Below are 18,095 nucleotides of genomic sequence, written 5' to 3'. Positions count from 1 at the left end.
TGGATGGTGGACATATGAAGTTAAAAAAGAAAGATAGACAAGAACAACTAACACAGATGATTGAAGAAACGCCATTTATAACGGATGAAGAATTAGCTAATAAATTTGGTGTCAGTATTCAAACCATTCGTTTAGATCGCTTAGAATTGTCTATTCCTGAATTACGTGAGCGTATAAAAAATGTAGCTAATAAAAATTGGAATGAGACAGTACGAGCACTTCCGATTGATGAAGTTATTGGTGAAGTAGTTAATTTAGAATTAGATAATTTAGCTATTTCAATTTTAGATATACATGAAGAACATGTTTTTTCTCGTAATCAAATTGCTAGAGGACATCATTTGTTCGCACAAGCTAATTCTCTGGCTGTAGCTGTAATTAACGATGAATTAGCTTTAACTGCCAATGCTGAAATTAGTTTCACTAGACCCGTGAAGCTTGGTGAACGTGTTGTTGCAAAAGCTTCAGTAGTTGGTAATGATCAGAAACGTACGATTATTGAAGTTAAAAGCTTTGTTAATAATGAAATCGTATTTGAAGGTAAATTTTATATGTATCGTAATACAGATAAATAGAAGGAGTAGTGAACCATGAGAATTGCAATTGATGCCATGGGGGGAGACCATGCACCTGAGGCAGCAGTTAAAGGTGCTCAATTAGCTGTAGATCATTATGAAGATTTATTAATTACACTTTATGGTGATGAAGAAAAAATAAAACCATATTTAAACAAACATTCCAGAATCAAAATACATCATACGATTGAAAAAGTAGAAAATACTGACGAACCTTCAAGAGTCGTACGTAAAAAGAAAAATGCATCTATGGTTCTTATGGCTGAAGCGGTAAAAAATAAAGAGGCAGATGCTTGTATATCTGCAGGTAATACTGGTGCTTTAATGAGTACAGGGTTGTTTAAAGTAGGAAGAATAAAGGGAATCGATCGACCTGCGTTAAGTCCAACGTTACCAACGACAGACGGTAAAGGTTTCTTATTACTTGACGTTGGGGCAAACGTTGAAGCAAAACCCAACCATTTACTGCAATATGGCATTATGGGTTCAATCTACGTAGAAAATGTAAGAGACATTAAAAATCCTCGAGTGGGATTATTGAATGTTGGGACTGAAGACCAAAAAGGCTCAGAATTAGTGAAAGAAGCTTTCAAATTATTAGAACAAGCTCCAATAAATTTTATCGGTAATGTTGAAGCTAGAGATTTACTTGAAGGTGCTGCTGATGTGGTTGTTACAGATGGTTTTTCAGGAAACATTGCTTTGAAATCAATTGAAGGCACAGCGTTAACTCTGTTTACAATGTTAAAACAGTCGTTTATGAAAAACACTAAAACAAAAATTGCTGCAGCGATGATTAAATCAGATTTAAAAGGTATCAAAAATCAATTGGATTATTCTGAATATGGTGGAGCTGGCTTATTTGGCTTGAGTGCACCTGTCATTAAAGCTCATGGTTCATCTAATGAAAGAGCAATATTTAATGCTATAAAACAGACTTATCATTTAGTAGATTCAGATGTTGTTTCATTAATTGAAAAAGAGGTAAGCAAATTACAAGGACGGGAGGCATAACGATGAAAAAAGTAGCATTCCTTTTCCCTGGTCAAGGCTCTCAAAGTGTCGGTATGGGACAAGATTTTTTTGAAGAGTTTCCGAGTGTTAAAGAACTATATCACCAAGCAGATCAAACACTAGGTTATTCATTAAGTGAACTTATGTTAAATGGACCTGGTGATGAATTAACAAAAACAGAAAACGCACAACCAGCACTACTATTAAACAGTGCCGCTATATTTAATTTATTAAACGAAGAAGGTATAAAACCATCCATGGTAGCCGGTCATAGTTTAGGTGAATATAGTGCCTTATATGCTGCCGGTTCGTTGTCTCTTGAAGACGCGCTTTCATTAGTACATAAGCGAGGAAAATATATGGAGAAAGCAGTGCCAACAGGTCAAGGTACGATGGCTGCCGTGTTAGGTGTGGATGAAGAAACAATTGAGAAAGTTACAAAGGAAATAACTGAAACTGGTGAAACCGTTAATGTTGCAAATTACAATTGCCCTGGACAAATAGTTATCTCGGGTACAGTAAAAGGCGTAGAACTTGCAACTGAACAGTTAAAAGAACAAGGGGCTAAACGAGTTATTCCTCTTAATGTGAGTGGCCCTTTCCATTCAGAATTGATGAAAGCAGCTAGTGAAGATTTTAAAAATGAATTAAGTCAAGCTGAAATTAAAGATGCTAAAATTCCTGTATATGCGAATGTTACCGCGGAAGCCGTGACTGAGGCTAAACAAATTGAACAATTGCTACTGGAACAATTATATTCACCTGTTCAATTTACACAGACGATTCAAAACATGTTGAATTCTGATGTAGACGCATTTGTTGAAGTTGGTAATGGTAAAGTTTTATCAGGATTAGTTAAGAAGGTTCATCGTCGAGCAAAAGTCTTTACCATCAATGAAGTTGGAGCAATTGAAAGTTTTAAAAACTGGCTAAAGGAGGAATAATATAATGTTAGATGGAAAAGTAGCATTAGTGACAGGCGCATCCCGTGGTATTGGACGAGCTATAGCCCTAGAATTAGCTAAGAATGGTGCTAATGTCGTGGTTAATTATGCAGGTAGTAAAGACAAAGCCGAAGCGGTAGTTAAAGAAATAGAAGGTTTAGGACAACAAGCTGTTGCTGTTCAGGCTAACGTGTCCAGTGCAGATGATGTCAAGCAGATGGTTAAGACAACAACTGATCAATTTGGTGCGATTGACATTTTAGTTAATAACGCTGGTATCACAAGAGATAACCTTCTTATGCGTATGAAAGAGGATGAGTTTGACGATGTCATTGATACCAACTTAAAAGGTGTCTTTAATTGTATTAAAGCTGTGACTCGCCCGATGATGAAACAACGAGGTGGCAAGATTATTAATTTAGCTTCTGTCGTAGGTGTATCTGGTAATCCAGGTCAAGCCAATTATGTCGCAGCTAAAGCTGGTGTGATTGGTATGACTAAGTCTGTTGCTAAGGAACTTGCTGCCAGAAATATCAATGTAAATGCGGTAGCACCAGGATTTATTACGACAGACATGACTGATGCCCTCTCGGATGAAGCTAAACAAGCTATGAATGATTTAATCCCATTAAATCGATTAGGTGAACCAGAAGACGTCGCACACGTGGTTCGATTCTTAGCATCGAAGGACGCAGAATACATTACTGGCCAGACTATTCACGTTGATGGTGGAATGGTAATGTAGAAAAGGTTAAAAAATTTTGAAGGGAGGTGAAAGGAATGGCAGAGGTATTTGATCGTGTTAAACAGATTATTGTTGAACGTTTAGACGTAGATGAAGCTAAAGTAACAAATGATGCTTCATTCAAAGATGACTTAGAAGCGGACTCATTAGATGTTGTTGAATTAGTAATGGAATTAGAAGATGAATTCGACATGGAAATTTCTGATGAAGATGCAGAAAAAATTCAAACAGTTGGTGATGCTGTTAATTACATAAACAGCAACCAATAATCATTTAAATAAAAGTTCTGTAGATCATGTGCAGAACATTAAGGGGATGGCTTAAATGGCCATCCTCATCTCTTATCTTTTAAAGAACTTACTATTAATGTGTTAAATTTCAGCTTATAGCATAAGTTATGGCAATAAGCTGAGTTTTTCTCACTAGAACAGGTGAAAACATATGAACTTTAAACAATTACAAGAAGACCTTAAAATTAAATTTAAAAATGAAAATTTATTAATGCAAGCTTTCATGCATACATCGTATGTGAATGAGCATAGGGATCAAAACCTTGAAGATAACGAACGATTAGAGTTTTTGGGTGACGCTGTTTTAGAATTGGCCGTCTCACAATATTTATATCGCGAATATACAAACATGAGCGAAGGTGAACTAACTAAGTTTCGTGCCAATATAGTGTGTGAACCATCATTAGAGCATTTTGCGAGAGATTTGGAGTTAAGTGATTACTTACTACTTGGTAAAGGTGAAGAAAAGTCTGGTGGTAGAGCACGACCTTCACTATTAGCTGATGCGTTTGAGGCACTTATTGGAGCTATTTATTTAGATCTAGGTTTTGATCAGGTATTATTTTTCCTGAAACAATTTGTCTTTCCAAAAATTGAACCAGGAGCTTTTTCACATGCGATGGATTACAAAACACAACTTCAGGAAGTTGTGCAACAACAAGGGAAGCAAGTTGAATATAAAATAGTGGATGAAATTGGTCCTGCCCACAATCGCCAATTTATAGCTAAAGTTTATGTAGGTCAAACTGAAAAAGGTTCAGGTCAAGGACGTACAAAAAAAGAAGCTGAACAACAAGCAGCGGAAGAAGCCTTGAAGAAATATTAAGACTAAACCCCTTTGTCTATCTTGTTAATAGAACAAAGGGGTTTTCACTTATTGCTTGCGATATTTTTTTAATTCGTCAATGATTGCGTGAATCTCAGACACACTAATCTGATCTTTCATTTGTACCATGTCATATAACTGTTTAATTTGATGGTAATTTTCCAAGTCAAAGTTGTCCGGCTCCATTATTGAAGGGTTAAGGACTTGAAGCTGTTTAGACATGTCTTCAATGATATATTTCAGGTTTTCTTCTGTAGGTTCATTTAAATTCATTTTGCTCACTCCAATGTGTTTGTTTTCGTAACCTTCTTCAGCCACTTATTTTATGATAAAATAAAAAAGTTCAGATGTTAAGTTAGAACGGAAAAATTGAGTAGGTGTTTACATATGTTTTTGAAAAAATTAGAGTCAGTAGGTTTTAAATCATTTGCTGAACGAATCACTGTGGATTTTGTTCCTGGTGTGACAGCTGTGGTTGGACCTAATGGAAGCGGAAAATCTAATGTAACAGACGCCATCCGTTGGGTGCTAGGGGAACAGTCAGCAAAATCACTTCGCGGTGCCAAGATGGAAGACATCATTTTCGCTGGTAGTGATTCAAGACGTGCACTTAATGTTGCAGAGGTTACTTTAACACTAGATAACAAGGATCAACGTTTACCAATTGATTATGAAGAAGTTGCAGTCACTAGACGGGTATATCGATCGGGTGAAAGTGAATACCTTATAAACAAGCAATCTTGTCGATTGAAAGACATTGTTGAACTTTTTATGGATTCTGGACTGGGTAAAGAAGCTTTCTCTATTATTAGTCAAGGTAAAGTTGAAGAAATTTTAAGTTCAAAATCTGAGGACAGACGTTCTATATTTGAAGAAGCTGCCGGTGTATTGAAATATAAACAACGAAAATCTAAAGCGGTAAAAAAATTAGGCGAGACAGAAGATAATCTAAGCCGTGTAGAAGATATTATTTATGAAATTGAAGGACAATTAGAACCTTTAAAAGAACAAGCTGCCATTGCTAAAGAATATCTAGAGAAAAAAGAAGAATTAGAACAGCATGAAGTTTCATTAATCGTTACTGAAATTGAACAAATTCATTCAGAGTGGGAGACACTCCTTAAACAGATTGATCAAGTTAAAGAACAGCTGGTTGAAGACAAAACGGCTATCCAAGCTGATGAATCAAAAGTTGAACAGATGGGGCAACAGATTCAATCGTTAGATGAAACCATCGAACAACTACAAGACAAAAAGTTAACATTCACACAGCAAATCGAACAGCTTGATGGTCAAAAGAATTTATTAGTTGAACGGTTAAAGCATTATGATGAGAGTAAAGAAAAATTGACGAATGACATAAAGGAAAGTCAAGATCAAATTGACCAATTTGAATTAGATTTTGAAGACCAGGAAAAAAGAATTGAATTACTTCAATCATCTAGAAATGAAACAAAAGAAACAATCAATCAAATAAAGAAAGACATTGAAAATTCTGGTGTAGACATTGAAGAAAAAATTGAGTCTATGAAATCGGAATACATTGATTTATTAAATGAACAAGCAGCTAACCGAAACCAAAAAGCTTCTATTGAAAAACAAATCGAACAATCTAACCACAGAAAGCAACGATTAGATGAGCGATTTGAACAATTACTAGAAGATCGTCAGTCTCTAGAAGAAGATCAAGACGCACAGGCAAAAGAAAAAGTCACATTGGAACAACAATTGCAGGATCTTAATGATACCATTAGCCAAAAACAAAATTCTTACAAACAATTATCTGTTGAGATTCGTGAAGATGAGGAAAAGCTTCATAAGGGTTATCGTATTATTGAGCAGCTCCGTTCAAAGAAAGAAATGCTAGAAGATATGAAGGACTCTTATAGTGGTTTCTTTTATGGCGTCAAATCCATCCTACAGGCAAAGGAAAAGAATGAAGTTAATGGGGTCCATGGAGCAGTGGCTCAATTGATTGATATTCCGAATCAATATGTTACAGCTATGGAGATTGCGTTAGGTGGACAAGCCCAGCATATTGTTGTAGAGACTGACCAGGAAGCTAGACAAGCTATTCAGTACCTTAAGAAAACGAATAGTGGACGAGCAACACTTTTACCTTTATCGACTATTAAACCACGCTCAATTGATTCAAATACCGTCAATAAATTAAAATCTAGTGACGGTTTTATTGGTGTGGCGTCAGAGCTTGTTCACTTTGACTCTACATATCAATCCATCGTGCAGAGTCTGTTGGGAACAGTTTTAATTGCCAACACATTAAAAGATGCTAATAACTTAGCCAAAATCACCGGCCATAGGTTTCGAATTGTTACTGTAGAAGGTGACATTGTTAACCCGGGTGGTTCAATGAGTGGTGGTGCTAAAAAACGATCGAATCAAACATCACTATTCACAAGAGACCAGGAACTAGAAGAAATCAAAACCAAACTGGCCGATTATGAACAAAAAAGTGAAGTGTTTGAACAAAAATTAAGAGATAAAAAGAAAAAATATGAAGAATTAGAACAAGTTTCACTGAAAGAACAGTCACAAAAAGACGAGCTTTATGATAAATATCAAATGGTTAAAGAAAGCTATCAAGCGCTACAAGCCAGATTATCCAATATTAACGATCAATTGTCTGTTTATGACCAGGAAAATAAGCAGCATCAGGATGATATCAAGCAATTAACTGATGAATTAGAAGAAATCACAGTCCAATTGCAACAGCAAGATAAACAATCCGAAAAATTAAGACAAGAGATCGATCACCTTTCTACTAACCAATCTGATTTTAAAGAAGCGGTGGAGCAACATAAAGAAAAGCTTAATAATATGCAAATTAGGTTAGCAGAGAAAGAAAGTGAATTACGAAATCATCAGGAGCGGTTAACTCAAATTCAAGATGACCTAGAGAGTGAACGTACCTCTAAGACGCAGCTTGAAGAAGAGCTCCAAAAGCTGGAAGAGTCGTATCAAAATGCTCAAACAATAGATGAGTTATCTAATACAATTAAAAATACTAGAACAAATTTAATACAAGTAAATGAACAACTTGAACAAAGTAGAGATGAACGTAATCAACTATCTCAAAATCGTGATGATTTAGATCGTGAACTGAAAGAACGAAATAGACAATATGAATCAAGAAGTAATCACATGCAGCAGCTTGAAGTTAAAGCTAATCGTTTAGATGTTGATTTAGAGAATCGCCTAAACCATTTACGAGAAGAGTATATGTTAACTTTCGAGAAAGCTAAGCGCGATTATGGTGTTATTGAAAAATTAGATGAAGCTCGGGAAAAAGTTAAACTAATCAAACGATCTATTGATGAATTAGGCACAGTCAATCTTGGTTCGATAGAAGAATATGAAAGAATCCAAGAGCGTTATGACTTTTTAAGTGAACAACAAACTGACTTATTAGATGCTAAAGGTACACTCCATTCAATTATTCAAGAAATGGACGAAGAGATGGTCAGAAAATTTAGTGATACATTTAATCAAATTCAGCAACAATTCTCTGTTGTTTTTACAGAATTGTTTGGCGGAGGCAGTGCAGAATTGACGCTAACCAACCCAGATGATTTACTAGAAACGGGTGTAGATATTATTGCACAACCACCAGGTAAGAAATTGCAAAATTTAAGTTTATTATCAGGTGGGGAAAGAGCATTAACTGCTATCGCTTTATTATTTGCCATACTAAGGGTTAGACCTGTTCCATTTTGTGTGTTAGATGAAGTGGAAGCTGCCTTAGATGAGGCAAATGTCTCCCGTTTTGGTAAATACCTTAAAGAATTTTCTGCTCATACACAGTTTATTGTGATTACTCACCGTAAAGGTACAATGGAAAATGCAGATGTTTTATATGGTATTACTATGCAAGAATCAGGCGTGTCTAAACTTGTATCAGTTAAACTAGAAGAGACAGAAGAAATGGTGTTTAATTAATGTACTGTGTTAAATAGCTACAGGCGGACGCTTTCCGCGGGCACGGCTCGAGCCTCCTCGGCAGAAAACCACTGCCTGTGGGGTCTCGAGACTCGTGCTGTTCCCGCAGGAGTCGCCGCCTTACGCTTCTCATTTCTTCACAATTATGAGCAAGTACATTAGTTTTACATTTAGCGTTAAATACAGAAAGGAAGACTTTGATGGGATTTTTTAAGAAACTTAAAGATAAAATTAATAATCAAACAGATCAAGTTACAGATAAATTTAAAGATGGTATGGAGAAAACGCGTGACTCTTTCACATCAAAAGTTAATGATTTAGTCGCTCGTTATCGCAGTGTTGACGAAGAATTTTTTGAAGAACTTGAAGAGATACTCATTTCAGCTGATGTTGGTGTTGAAACAGTCATGACACTAATTGAAGAATTGGAAATGGAAGTGAAAAGAAGAAACATAAAAGATACTTCACAGGTTAAAGAAGTAATCTCCGAAAAGTTAGTTGAGATCTATTACGATGGCGACGATGAATCCATTGAAGAGATAAATTTAAATGAGAATGGCTTATCAGTTATTTTAACTGTAGGGGTTAATGGTGTTGGTAAAACGACGACAATTGGTAAATTAGCTCATCGTCTAAAGTCAGAAGGTAAGAATGTTGTTTTAGCTGCTGGTGATACATTTAGAGCTGGAGCTATTGATCAACTTGAAGTATGGGGTGAACGTGCTGGTGTTGGTGTGATTAAGCATAGTGAAGGCAGTGATCCAGCTGCTGTTATTTATGACGGTATTCAAGCTGCGAAATCAAGAGGCGCTGATGTTTTAATATGTGACACAGCCGGACGTCTACAAAATAAAGTGAACCTCATGAATGAATTAGCAAAAGTAAAAAAAGTAATATCTCGTGAAGTAGAAGGCGCACCACATGAAACGTTATTGGTATTAGATGCTACGACCGGACAAAATGCCATCAGTCAGGTTAAAACATTTAAAGAGGTTACTGATGTTTCTGGTATTGTACTTACTAAGCTAGATGGTACAGCTCGTGGTGGGATTGTATTAGCCATTAAAAATGAATTAGATATTCCAGTTAAATTCGTTGGACTTGGTGAACAAATGGAAGATTTGCAGCCATTTGATGCACACCAATTTGTTTATGGATTATTTGGTGATTTAATGCAGGAGGAGTCAAATGAATCGTAGAGGAGGTTGCTTGTGTTAGAAAAGACAACCAGAGTTAATTATCTGTTTGATTTTTATCAAGAGTTATTAACCTCAAAACAAAAAAATTACATGGAATTATATTACTTGGAAGATTATTCATTAGGAGAAATTTCCGAGACATATGATGTTAGTAGACAAGCAGTTTATGATAATATTAGACGTACAGAGGCAATGCTTGAGGAATATGAACAGAAATTAGGCCTCTATAAACGATTTGAAAAGCAAAATATCATTCTGAATGATATGAAAGAAGCTTTAAACCAACAAGATCATAAACAAATCAGGTCATTAATAGATGAACTGGAAAACCTAGATTAGGAGGACGGTCAAATGGCATTTGAAGGATTAGCCGACCGATTACAAGGTACGATAAAGAAAATCACCGGTAAAGGTAAAGTAACTGAGCAAGACGTCAAAGAAATGACTCGTGAAGTTCGCCTCGCTTTACTTGAAGCCGATGTTAACTTTAAAGTTGTCAAAGACTTAATTAAGCGTATAAAAGAACGTGCAATTGGGCAAGAAGTATTGCAAGGGTTAAACCCTGGTCAACAGGTTATTAAAGTTGTTAAAGAAGAATTAACTGAGTTAATGGGTGGAGAACAAAGTAAAATCGCCGTGGCTAATAAGCCACCAACTGTTATCATGATGGTTGGTTTACAAGGTGCAGGTAAAACGACGACAACTGGTAAACTAGCTAACCATCTAAGAAAAAAGTATAACCGTAATCCAATGCTAGTTGCAGCTGACGTCTATCGTCCTGCCGCAATTAATCAATTAGAAACATTAGGTAAACAATTAGATATGCCTGTTTATTCAAAAGGGACAGAAGCTAACCCTGTAGACATTGCTAAAGAAGCAATTGACCAAGCGAAAGAAGATCATAAAGATTATGTCATCATTGATACTGCAGGTCGTTTACATGTTGATGAAGGTTTAATGGATGAATTACAGCAAATCAAGGATACCGTACAGCCTGATGAAATCTTCTTAGTAGTAGATTCAATGACCGGTCAAGATGCCGTCAATGTTGCTGAAAGTTTTGACGAGCAATTAGATATTTCTGGTGTTGTTTTAACTAAGCTTGATGGTGATACTCGTGGTGGTGCTGCTTTATCTATTAAAGCTGTTACTGGTAAACCAATTAAATTCGCTGGTATGGGTGAAAAACTTGACCAACTAGAAGCTTTTCATCCAGATCGAATGGCGTCCCGAATTCTTGGTATGGGTGACGTCTTAAGCTTAATTGAGAAAGCTGAGACTGATGTCGACGAGAAGAAAGCCAAAGAAATGGAACAAAAAATGAAAGATGCTTCCTTTACGTTTGAGGATTTCCTTGAACAAATGGGGCAGGTCCGAAGTATGGGACCATTGGATGAACTGGTTAATATGATGCCTGGAGCTAATAAAATGAAAGGCATGAAAAATATGCAACTTGATGAGAAACAAATCGATCAGGTTGAAGCAATTATTCAGTCGATGACAAAGAAAGAAAGAGTTGAGCCTGATATTATTAATGCCAGCCGCAAAAAACGTATTGCTAGCGGTTCAGGTACGTCAGTTGCTCAAGTCAACCGATTGCTTAAACAGTTCAATGAAATGAAGAAAATGATGAAGCAAATGATGGGCGGCAAAAAAGGGAAGAAAAAGGGTGGATTAAATTTTCCTTTTATGTAATGGAAAAATACTTTACACACCTTTGGACATCTGATACAATTTTATCTTGTGAGAAGGAATTTTGATGGAGGTGTAATAATGGCAGTAAAAATTCGTATGAAAAGAATGGGTTCTAAAAGAAAACCTTACTATCGTGTAGTAGTTGCAGATTCACGTTCTCCTCGTGATGGACGTATTATCGAGCAAATTGGCACATATAATCCTTTAAGCGAAACTCCAGAAGTTTCAATTAATGAAGATAAAGCTTTAGATTGGTTATCTAAAGGTGCTAAGCCAAGCGATACAGTTCGTAACCTATTCTCAAAAGAAGGCATCATGACGAAATTTCACGAATCAAAAGCTAAATAGTAAAGGTAAGTGATATCATGAAAGCCTTAATTGAAACGATCGTACAACCACTTGTTGACCATCCGGAAGAAGTGAATATTACTGTTGAAGAAACAGATGAAAAAATTCGCTATCATCTAACGGTTAACGAGAATGACGTTGGAAAAGTGATCGGTAAAAACGGTCGAATTGCCAAGGCGATTCGTACTGTTGTTCATGCCGCTGGTTCTGATATTAATAAAAAAATATTTGTTGATATTATGTAAAAATGGGAGAGGGATAACCTTTCCCATTTTTAGCATGGTTAAAATTCACATGAGCCGAATAGGTGATTTTATGAAATTCATAAGAAAAACAACAATTAAGCAAATTATAACTAGTGAAAGCCGAAATCAACTTAAAGAGAAATTTGATTTAAAAATTGGACAAGCTAAAAAAGAGCTTGAACAATTACAATTTGAGAAGAAGAAATTAATCTATCAAAAGAAATTTAGTCAATCGAAAGTTGAGAAACGATTTGTGGTCGAAGAAAACAAGCGGCAACAACTGATTGAGTGGTACGAGTATCAACTTCAACAACTTCATGACATTCCTGATGGTAATGAAATTGTCGAAGGGGAAGTTGATGAAGTTGTTGAAGTGGATATTGGTGACAACTGGGATGCCATTTCAGGTAATCGTTCAATTTTAATCAAAGATGGAAAAATTATAGATATTAATTAAGGTGGATTTTTATGGAACGTTTTTTTAATGTAGGTAAAGTTGTAAATACACATGGTGTTAAGGGTGAAGTAAGAGTAATCCCAATTACGGATTTTGATGAAAGGTTTGAGCCAGGTTCACGCCTACTCTTTTTTAAAGATGACCAAGACAATAACCCTCAAGAATTAACGGTAAAATCACACAGAAAACATAAACAATTTGATTTACTAACTTTTGACACATATGAATCGATTAATGAAGTTGAACCCTTCAAAGGTGGATTATTAAAAATTCCGGAGTCAGATCTTCATGAATTAGACGAAAATGAATTCTACTTCCATGAAATAATTGGTTGTGAAGTTTATAAAGATAATGGGGATTATGTAGGTAAAATTAAAGAAATCCTCCAACCGGGTGCTAATGATGTTTGGGTAGTGAAAAGAGAAGGATTAAAAGATGCTCTTATACCTTATATTGAATCGGTCGTTAAAGAAATTGATATAAGTAATCAAAAAGTCATTATTGAAGAGATGGAAGGACTGTTAGATTAATGAAAATTGATATTCTAACACTATTTCCAGACATGTTTAAAGGTGTCTTTGAATCATCTATTCTAAAGCGAGCTCAGGATGTAGGTGCTTTCAGTTATAACTTGATTGACTTTAGAGATTTTACGACAGATAAACATAATAAAGTAGATGACTACCCTTATGGTGGCGGAGCTGGTATGGTGTTAAAGCCTCAACCGATCTTTGATGCCGTTGAACATTTAATCGATCAACATGAATCTAAACCACGTGTAGTTTTGATGTGTCCTCAAGGTGAGACTTTTACACAAAGAAAAGCAGAAGAACTAGCCAAAGAGGATCATTTAATATTCATTTGCGGACACTATGAAGGTTACGACGAACGCATACGAGAGCATATAGTTACTGATGAAATATCAATTGGAGACTATGTATTAACTGGTGGAGAGTTAGGAGCCATGGTTGTTACAGATAGTATAATAAGGTTACAATCAGATGTTTTAGGAAATAATGAATCTGCAACGCTTGATTCATTCTCTACTAATTTGCTTGAACATCCACACTATACTCGTCCAAATGATTTTAGAGGTATGACGGTTCCGGAAGTATTAACTTCAGGTAACCATCAAAAAATAGAAGAATGGCGTAAATATGAGTCTCTGAAGCGTACCTATTCAAGACGACCTGATTTATTTGAAGGATTAGAGTTAGATCAAAAAGAATTGGATATGTTAGATGAGATTAAGAGAAATGATGTTGCAAGAGATAAATGATTATGGTATATTAATTTAGTGCTTAAGTATGTTTAAGCTGAAAACGATGTTCCGCTGCGAATTAAGCATGAGCATTAGTGAGAAGGAGTGAAGAAGATGCAAGAACTTCTAAACAAAGTTGCACAAGATCAGTTACGTACAGATCTACCTGAATTCCGTGCTGGTGATACTCTTAAAGTACACGTTAAAGTTGTTGAGGGTAACCGTGAGCGTATCCAGGTATTCGAAGGTGTAGTTATCAAACGTCGTGGTGGCGGCATCAGTGAAACTTTCACTGTACGTAAAGTATCATACGGTGTAGGTGTTGAACGTACATTCCCAGTACATTCTCCACGTGTTGACAAGATCGAAGTTACTCGCCGTGGTAAAGTACGTCGTGCTAAACTTTACTATCTACGTAATTTACGTGGTAAAGCTGCAAGAATTAAAGAAATTCGCTAATGTAAATTCAAAGGGGGGCTTGGCCATTGGTCAGGCTCCTTTTTTATACCTTAAAGCTTTATAGCTGTGGATTGTTGATGATGCCATCTCCTTGCTCCTATGCGAATGCAATTTTCAACACACTTTACTATAACGCTATTGAGCGTAATAGCGAGTATACTTAGACAAAGTTTAATGATTTTAATATAAGGTAAAAACTAAACCAAAGGCAGGTGGAATACATGACGATTCAATGGTTTCCAGGGCATATGGCAAAAGCTAAGCGAGAAGTACAAGAAAGACTGAAACTCGTTGATTTTGTTATAGAACTTGTAGACGCAAGGGCACCACAATCCTCACAAAACCCTATGCTTCATGAGGTGTTAGAACAAAAACAGAAGTTGATTGTATTAATGAAGAAAGATTTAGCAGACCAGCAATTAACGAATAAATGGCTAGAACACTTTAAAGAACAAGGTCATGATGCTTTAGCTGTTGATGTGAATCAAAAAGGTGATGTTCAAGCAATAGTAAAGCAAGCTAAGCAAATGGGGCAATCCATTAATGAAAAACGTAAAGAAAAAGGCATTAAACCAAGATCACTAAGAGCAATGATTTTAGGCATTCCTAATGTAGGGAAGTCGACGTTAATTAATCGATTAGCAAATAAAAAGCGAGCTCAAACAGGAGATAAGCCTGGGGTAACTAAAAAACAGCAATGGATTAAAATTCAGGGTGAATTTGAATTATTAGATACTCCTGGTATTCTATGGCCAAAATTTGAAGATGAAGAAGTAGGTTATAAGCTTGCCGCAATAGGTTCAATTAAAGATCAAATTCTTCATTTAGATGATATCGCAGTTTATGCTTTAAAGTACATGAGGGACAATTACCCTGACGTGTTAAAAGACCGATATAAATTAGATTTAGAAGAAGAAGATATTGTGTTATGGTTTGATACCATTGGAAAGAAAAGAGGCTGCTTAGCTTCAGGTGGAGTCATTGATTACGAGAAGACAGCTGATGTGATTATTCAAGATTTACGAAGTGGCAAATTAGGTGGAATAACGTTTGATCAGCCTAATAGATAAGGTATACAATCCGATAATAAATATAAGCGGGGGATATTGTGACTAAAAAAGAAACGATTGCTGTCATCAAGAAAACACTTGAAGAAGATCAATTTTCTACAAATTGGTTTAACCGTATTATCGAAGACGAACGAAAAGGTGTACAGCAATTAATTAAGAAATATAGTCAGGAAAAAGAAAAAGAGACAATTTTGCATGAACAATTTATAAAAATGAGTGAGTTAGAAACGGCATTACACTATAAAGGGTATCAATTTATATCGGGAATAGACGAAGTAGGTAGGGGACCATTGGCAGGACCAGTTGTGGCAGCCTCTGTCATTTTACCGAAAGATTTCTATTTACCGGGTTTAAATGATTCTAAGAAGTTATCTCATGAACAAAAAGAAAAATTCTATCGAATTATTCAAGAAGAAGCATTAGCTGTAGGTGTTGGAGAAGCCAGTGCGAAGGAGATTGATTACTATAATATTTATCAAGCAACTAAATTAGCTATGACTCGATCAATTGAATCTCTTAATCAAAAACCAGATTATTTATTAATTGATGCCATGAGTTTAGAAAATATTAGTATTGAGCAAGAGTCTATCATCAAGGGTGATTCTAAAAGTATCTCAATAGCTGCAGCAAGTGTTATTGCCAAAGTAACACGCGATCAATGGATGGCGAAAATAGGTGAACAATATCCAATGTATCAATTTGAGAATAATTCAGGTTATGGAACTCGAGCTCACCTTAAAGCTTTAGAAGAACATGGCCCTACGCCATACCATCGACGCTCATTTGAACCAGTACGCCAATATACATAAGAAGGTGAATGTTGGATGAAACAAGTTAATCGTATGATTCCGACAACAAAGCTAGACCATCGACAATCAAATACATTAACTTTAAAAGAAGGTCAGGTTGTTACAGGGAGAGTTATGAAGTTTTTTCCAGGTAATAAAGCGGTGATCAATTTATCTGGTCATCAAGTCGTTGCACAATTAGATGCTTCATTACAAGCTAACCAAAATTACTTACTTCAAGTAAAGGGTATCTCGCCTGCTGTGCAACTTCAAGTTGTTCATCAACAATCAGTTGCTTCATACGATGAAGCGGCTCAAACGTTGCTTAATCTATCTGGTGTTAAAGCATCTAAAGCTGAACATGCCTTGTTAGCAAATATGTTAAAGCAACAGCTGCCACTGCAAACGAACAACATCGATTCTCTCATTCAATTAGCAAAAGCTAACCATGTACCAAACCAACAACAGATTCTATCAGAAATGGTTCAACGGCAACTACCTTTAAATCAAGAGGTGTTTAATAGTATACACCAAAGAATCAATCAACCGTTGGCGTTCACACAGATTGTTGACCAACTACAAACACAAATCCAACAGTCTGGACAAAGCCAAGAACTATGCCAACTAAGTAATAGACTAGATTTGCTATCTTCAAAATCAATAAGTAATCAAAAGTTACTAGAGTCTTTTGTATTTCAAACATTAAAGGAAGTTGGACAGGGTTCTCATACGACTTTTCAAATGTTACAAAAAGCAGGACTAGTTTCTAACCAAATGACTTATCAAGAATGGTCTAATACGTGGTCAAACTGGGCTAAACAAAACAAAATTCAATTATCAGCTGGAAGCCAACAATCTTCTTTACCACCTTTGCCATTTAATTATTCCGCCAATCAAATAGCAGAGTCGATTAGTCAACTTAGTCAACAGCAGTTTATTAACGACCCAAAACAATTGCAATTAATGAAATCTATAGCTCAGCAGTTAGTTCAGGTTCAGAATTCATCTGTTAATTCATATCAACAAAACTTGCTAAGCCGTGGTTTAGATTCTACTCTATGGAATCAAATGAGTGCGAAATTACCTGATCACATCCAACCAGTCATGCAACAATTACAATCTTTTGTTTCAAATCAAAACTGGAATCAAGTACAACAATTACTTCAGTCTTCTGATGGCCAGCAATTGTTGAATCAAATTAATCAACTAATTAATTCTCAAGTATCATCAACGGAACAACGTGGCTTATCTTTTTGGCAATCGATGGTTTCGCTTAATTCTCCACAAAACGTGGATTTTAATTTAAGTCATATAAAGAGCTTTTTACAAATGACACAAGCTGAGGCAAGCCCTAACCAGGATTATCCGTCCTTATCATCCTTAATTCGATCTGTACAAGGACAAACTAATCAAACAGCATTTAATGAATCATTACAACAAATGAATCAAATCATTAATTCCATACACCTTTCTAATACAGATATAAGTCAAAGAGATTTAACCAGTTTTACGATACAATTCCCAAAAGATATGTTCAATTTAAATCAAGATTTATTTATGGAGTTTGAGGGAAAAAAACAAGAAGATGGAACCATTCATCCAAAACAGTGTCGAGTTATATTTTATTTAGATTTGCCAAATTTAAATGAAACAATTATGGACATGCATGTACAAAATGGACATGTGGATTTAAGTGTTTATCATGACCAGCCTGAACATCTAAGGTTGCTTACAAAACCTTTAATCGCGTCATTAAATGACAAATTACAAAAACAGGATTACTCATCCGTTCAAGTCCAATTTAAGTCAATTCATGAAGAGCATAATAAAGAAAAGTCGATAAAATACACTTCGAATGAATGGCAGCAAGGAGTGGATTTTCGAATATGAAAAATAAAAGAAAAGAAGCCATTGCTTTAAGGTACGATGAGGAACAAGATCAGGCCCCAAAAGTTGTTGCGAAGGGTCAGGGACTTATTGCTGAAGAGATACTTGAAAGAGCAGAGAATTCAAATGTGCCAGTTTATGAAGATGATGCACTAGTTCAATTGATGAATGAAATTAATATTAACGAAAAAATACCAGAAGATTTATATCAAGTCGTAGCTGAAGTTTTTGCATTTATATATCAAACAGATAAAAAATATAAATAAATTCGAATTAATACGATTAGTTTCTTTTGTATATGACTATTTTTATGTATAATAAAAACGGTGTGGTTT

21 protein-coding genes are annotated in these 18,095 nt (G+C 35.6%); 20 read left to right on the top strand and 1 reads right to left on the bottom strand.

The annotated features are described in order from the left end of the window. Positions 1–14 precede the first annotated feature (14 nt). The 6 genes from fapR (at position 15) to rnc (ending at position 4,394) form a co-directional block, all read left to right on the top strand. Complete coding sequence (gene fapR / locus E3U55_RS05350) at positions 15–575, top strand: transcription factor FapR (protein ID WP_134339318.1); 561 nt, start codon at positions 15–17, stop codon at positions 573–575. A 15-nt stretch (positions 576–590) separates the two neighbouring features. Beyond that, positions 591–1,589: a phosphate acyltransferase PlsX gene (gene plsX, locus E3U55_RS05345; RefSeq protein ID WP_134339317.1), complete on the top strand. Its 999-nt coding sequence runs from the start codon at positions 591–593 to the stop codon at positions 1,587–1,589. A gap of 2 nt (positions 1,590–1,591) precedes the next feature. Further along, complete coding sequence (fabD, locus tag E3U55_RS05340; RefSeq protein ID WP_134339316.1) at positions 1,592–2,533, top strand: ACP S-malonyltransferase; 942 nt, start codon at positions 1,592–1,594, stop codon at positions 2,531–2,533. 4 nt (positions 2,534–2,537) lie between these two features. After that, complete coding sequence (gene fabG, locus E3U55_RS05335; RefSeq protein ID WP_134339315.1) at positions 2,538–3,278, top strand: 3-oxoacyl-[acyl-carrier-protein] reductase; 741 nt, start codon at positions 2,538–2,540, stop codon at positions 3,276–3,278. A 35-nt stretch (positions 3,279–3,313) separates the two neighbouring features. Continuing rightward, positions 3,314–3,547, top strand: a complete 234-nt coding sequence (gene acpP / locus E3U55_RS05330; protein WP_134339314.1) for an acyl carrier protein — start codon at positions 3,314–3,316, stop codon at positions 3,545–3,547. Positions 3,548–3,719: 172 nt separating this feature from the next. Further along, positions 3,720–4,394 (top strand): ribonuclease III, encoded by a 675-nt coding sequence (gene rnc, locus E3U55_RS05325; protein WP_134339313.1) that lies wholly within the window; start codon positions 3,720–3,722, stop codon positions 4,392–4,394. A gap of 48 nt (positions 4,395–4,442) precedes the next feature. Here rnc and E3U55_RS05320 read toward each other — a convergent pair whose 3' ends face one another. After that, complete coding sequence (locus tag E3U55_RS05320; protein WP_134339312.1) at positions 4,443–4,667, bottom strand: DUF1128 domain-containing protein; 225 nt, start codon at positions 4,665–4,667, stop codon at positions 4,443–4,445. 114 nt (positions 4,668–4,781) lie between these two features. On the opposite strand from E3U55_RS05320, the gene smc reads away from it, so the two are divergent. The 14 genes from smc to E3U55_RS05250 all read left to right on the top strand — a co-directional run bounded on the left by smc (position 4,782) and on the right by E3U55_RS05250 (position 18,026). Next, positions 4,782–8,351, top strand: a complete 3,570-nt coding sequence (gene smc / locus E3U55_RS05315; protein ID WP_134339311.1) for a chromosome segregation protein SMC — start codon at positions 4,782–4,784, stop codon at positions 8,349–8,351. 200 nt (positions 8,352–8,551) lie between these two features. Continuing rightward, positions 8,552–9,550, top strand: a complete 999-nt coding sequence (gene ftsY, locus E3U55_RS05310; protein ID WP_134339310.1) for a signal recognition particle-docking protein FtsY — start codon at positions 8,552–8,554, stop codon at positions 9,548–9,550. Between the two features lie 12 nt (positions 9,551–9,562). Continuing rightward, positions 9,563–9,889: a putative DNA-binding protein gene (locus E3U55_RS05305; RefSeq protein ID WP_134339309.1), complete on the top strand. Its 327-nt coding sequence runs from the start codon at positions 9,563–9,565 to the stop codon at positions 9,887–9,889. Positions 9,890–9,901: 12 nt separating this feature from the next. After that, positions 9,902–11,245 (top strand): signal recognition particle protein, encoded by a 1,344-nt coding sequence (gene ffh / locus E3U55_RS05300; RefSeq protein ID WP_134339308.1) that lies wholly within the window; start codon positions 9,902–9,904, stop codon positions 11,243–11,245. A 78-nt stretch (positions 11,246–11,323) separates the two neighbouring features. Next, positions 11,324–11,593: a 30S ribosomal protein S16 gene (gene rpsP, locus E3U55_RS05295; protein ID WP_134339307.1), complete on the top strand. Its 270-nt coding sequence runs from the start codon at positions 11,324–11,326 to the stop codon at positions 11,591–11,593. Positions 11,594–11,610: 17 nt separating this feature from the next. Further along, a complete protein-coding gene (locus E3U55_RS05290; RefSeq protein ID WP_134339306.1) occupies positions 11,611–11,838 on the top strand; it encodes a KH domain-containing protein in 228 nt (75 codons plus the stop codon). Positions 11,839–11,908: 70 nt separating this feature from the next. Then, on the top strand, positions 11,909–12,295 hold the full coding sequence (locus E3U55_RS05285; RefSeq protein WP_194840825.1) for a YlqD family protein: 387 nt from the start codon (positions 11,909–11,911) through the stop codon (positions 12,293–12,295). An 11-nt stretch (positions 12,296–12,306) separates the two neighbouring features. Next, positions 12,307–12,825 carry a ribosome maturation factor RimM gene (gene rimM, locus E3U55_RS05280; RefSeq protein ID WP_134339304.1) on the top strand — a complete coding sequence of 173 codons (519 nt, stop codon included), beginning with the start codon at positions 12,307–12,309 and terminating at the stop codon, positions 12,823–12,825. Next, entirely contained in the window at positions 12,825–13,574 is a 750-nt protein-coding gene (trmD, locus tag E3U55_RS05275) for a tRNA (guanosine(37)-N1)-methyltransferase TrmD (protein WP_134339303.1), read from the top strand. Before rimM ends, trmD begins: the two co-directional genes overlap by 1 nt. A gap of 96 nt (positions 13,575–13,670) precedes the next feature. Next, on the top strand, positions 13,671–14,015 hold the full coding sequence (gene rplS, locus E3U55_RS05270) for a 50S ribosomal protein L19 (RefSeq protein ID WP_134339302.1): 345 nt from the start codon (positions 13,671–13,673) through the stop codon (positions 14,013–14,015). 221 nt (positions 14,016–14,236) lie between these two features. Next, a complete protein-coding gene (gene ylqF / locus E3U55_RS05265) occupies positions 14,237–15,085 on the top strand; it encodes a ribosome biogenesis GTPase YlqF (protein ID WP_134339301.1) in 849 nt (282 codons plus the stop codon). 38 nt (positions 15,086–15,123) lie between these two features. After that, entirely contained in the window at positions 15,124–15,894 is a 771-nt protein-coding gene (locus E3U55_RS05260; protein ID WP_134339300.1) for a ribonuclease HII, read from the top strand. 15 nt (positions 15,895–15,909) lie between these two features. Further along, complete coding sequence (locus tag E3U55_RS05255) at positions 15,910–17,763, top strand: hypothetical protein (RefSeq protein WP_134339299.1); 1,854 nt, start codon at positions 15,910–15,912, stop codon at positions 17,761–17,763. Next, positions 17,760–18,026 carry an EscU/YscU/HrcU family type III secretion system export apparatus switch protein gene (locus E3U55_RS05250; protein WP_134339298.1) on the top strand — a complete coding sequence of 89 codons (267 nt, stop codon included), beginning with the start codon at positions 17,760–17,762 and terminating at the stop codon, positions 18,024–18,026. The genes E3U55_RS05255 and E3U55_RS05250 overlap by 4 nt, the downstream gene beginning before the upstream one ends. The last annotated feature ends 69 nt before the right edge of the window (positions 18,027–18,095 follow it).

Origin of the sequence: Filobacillus milosensis, assembly GCF_004402015.1 — a bacterium.
Taxonomy (GTDB): domain Bacteria; phylum Bacillota; class Bacilli; order Bacillales; family Alkalibacillaceae; genus Filobacillus; species Filobacillus milosensis.
The sequence above is the reverse complement of the archived record's forward strand: the minus strand, read 5'-3'. Positions and strand labels throughout refer to the sequence as shown.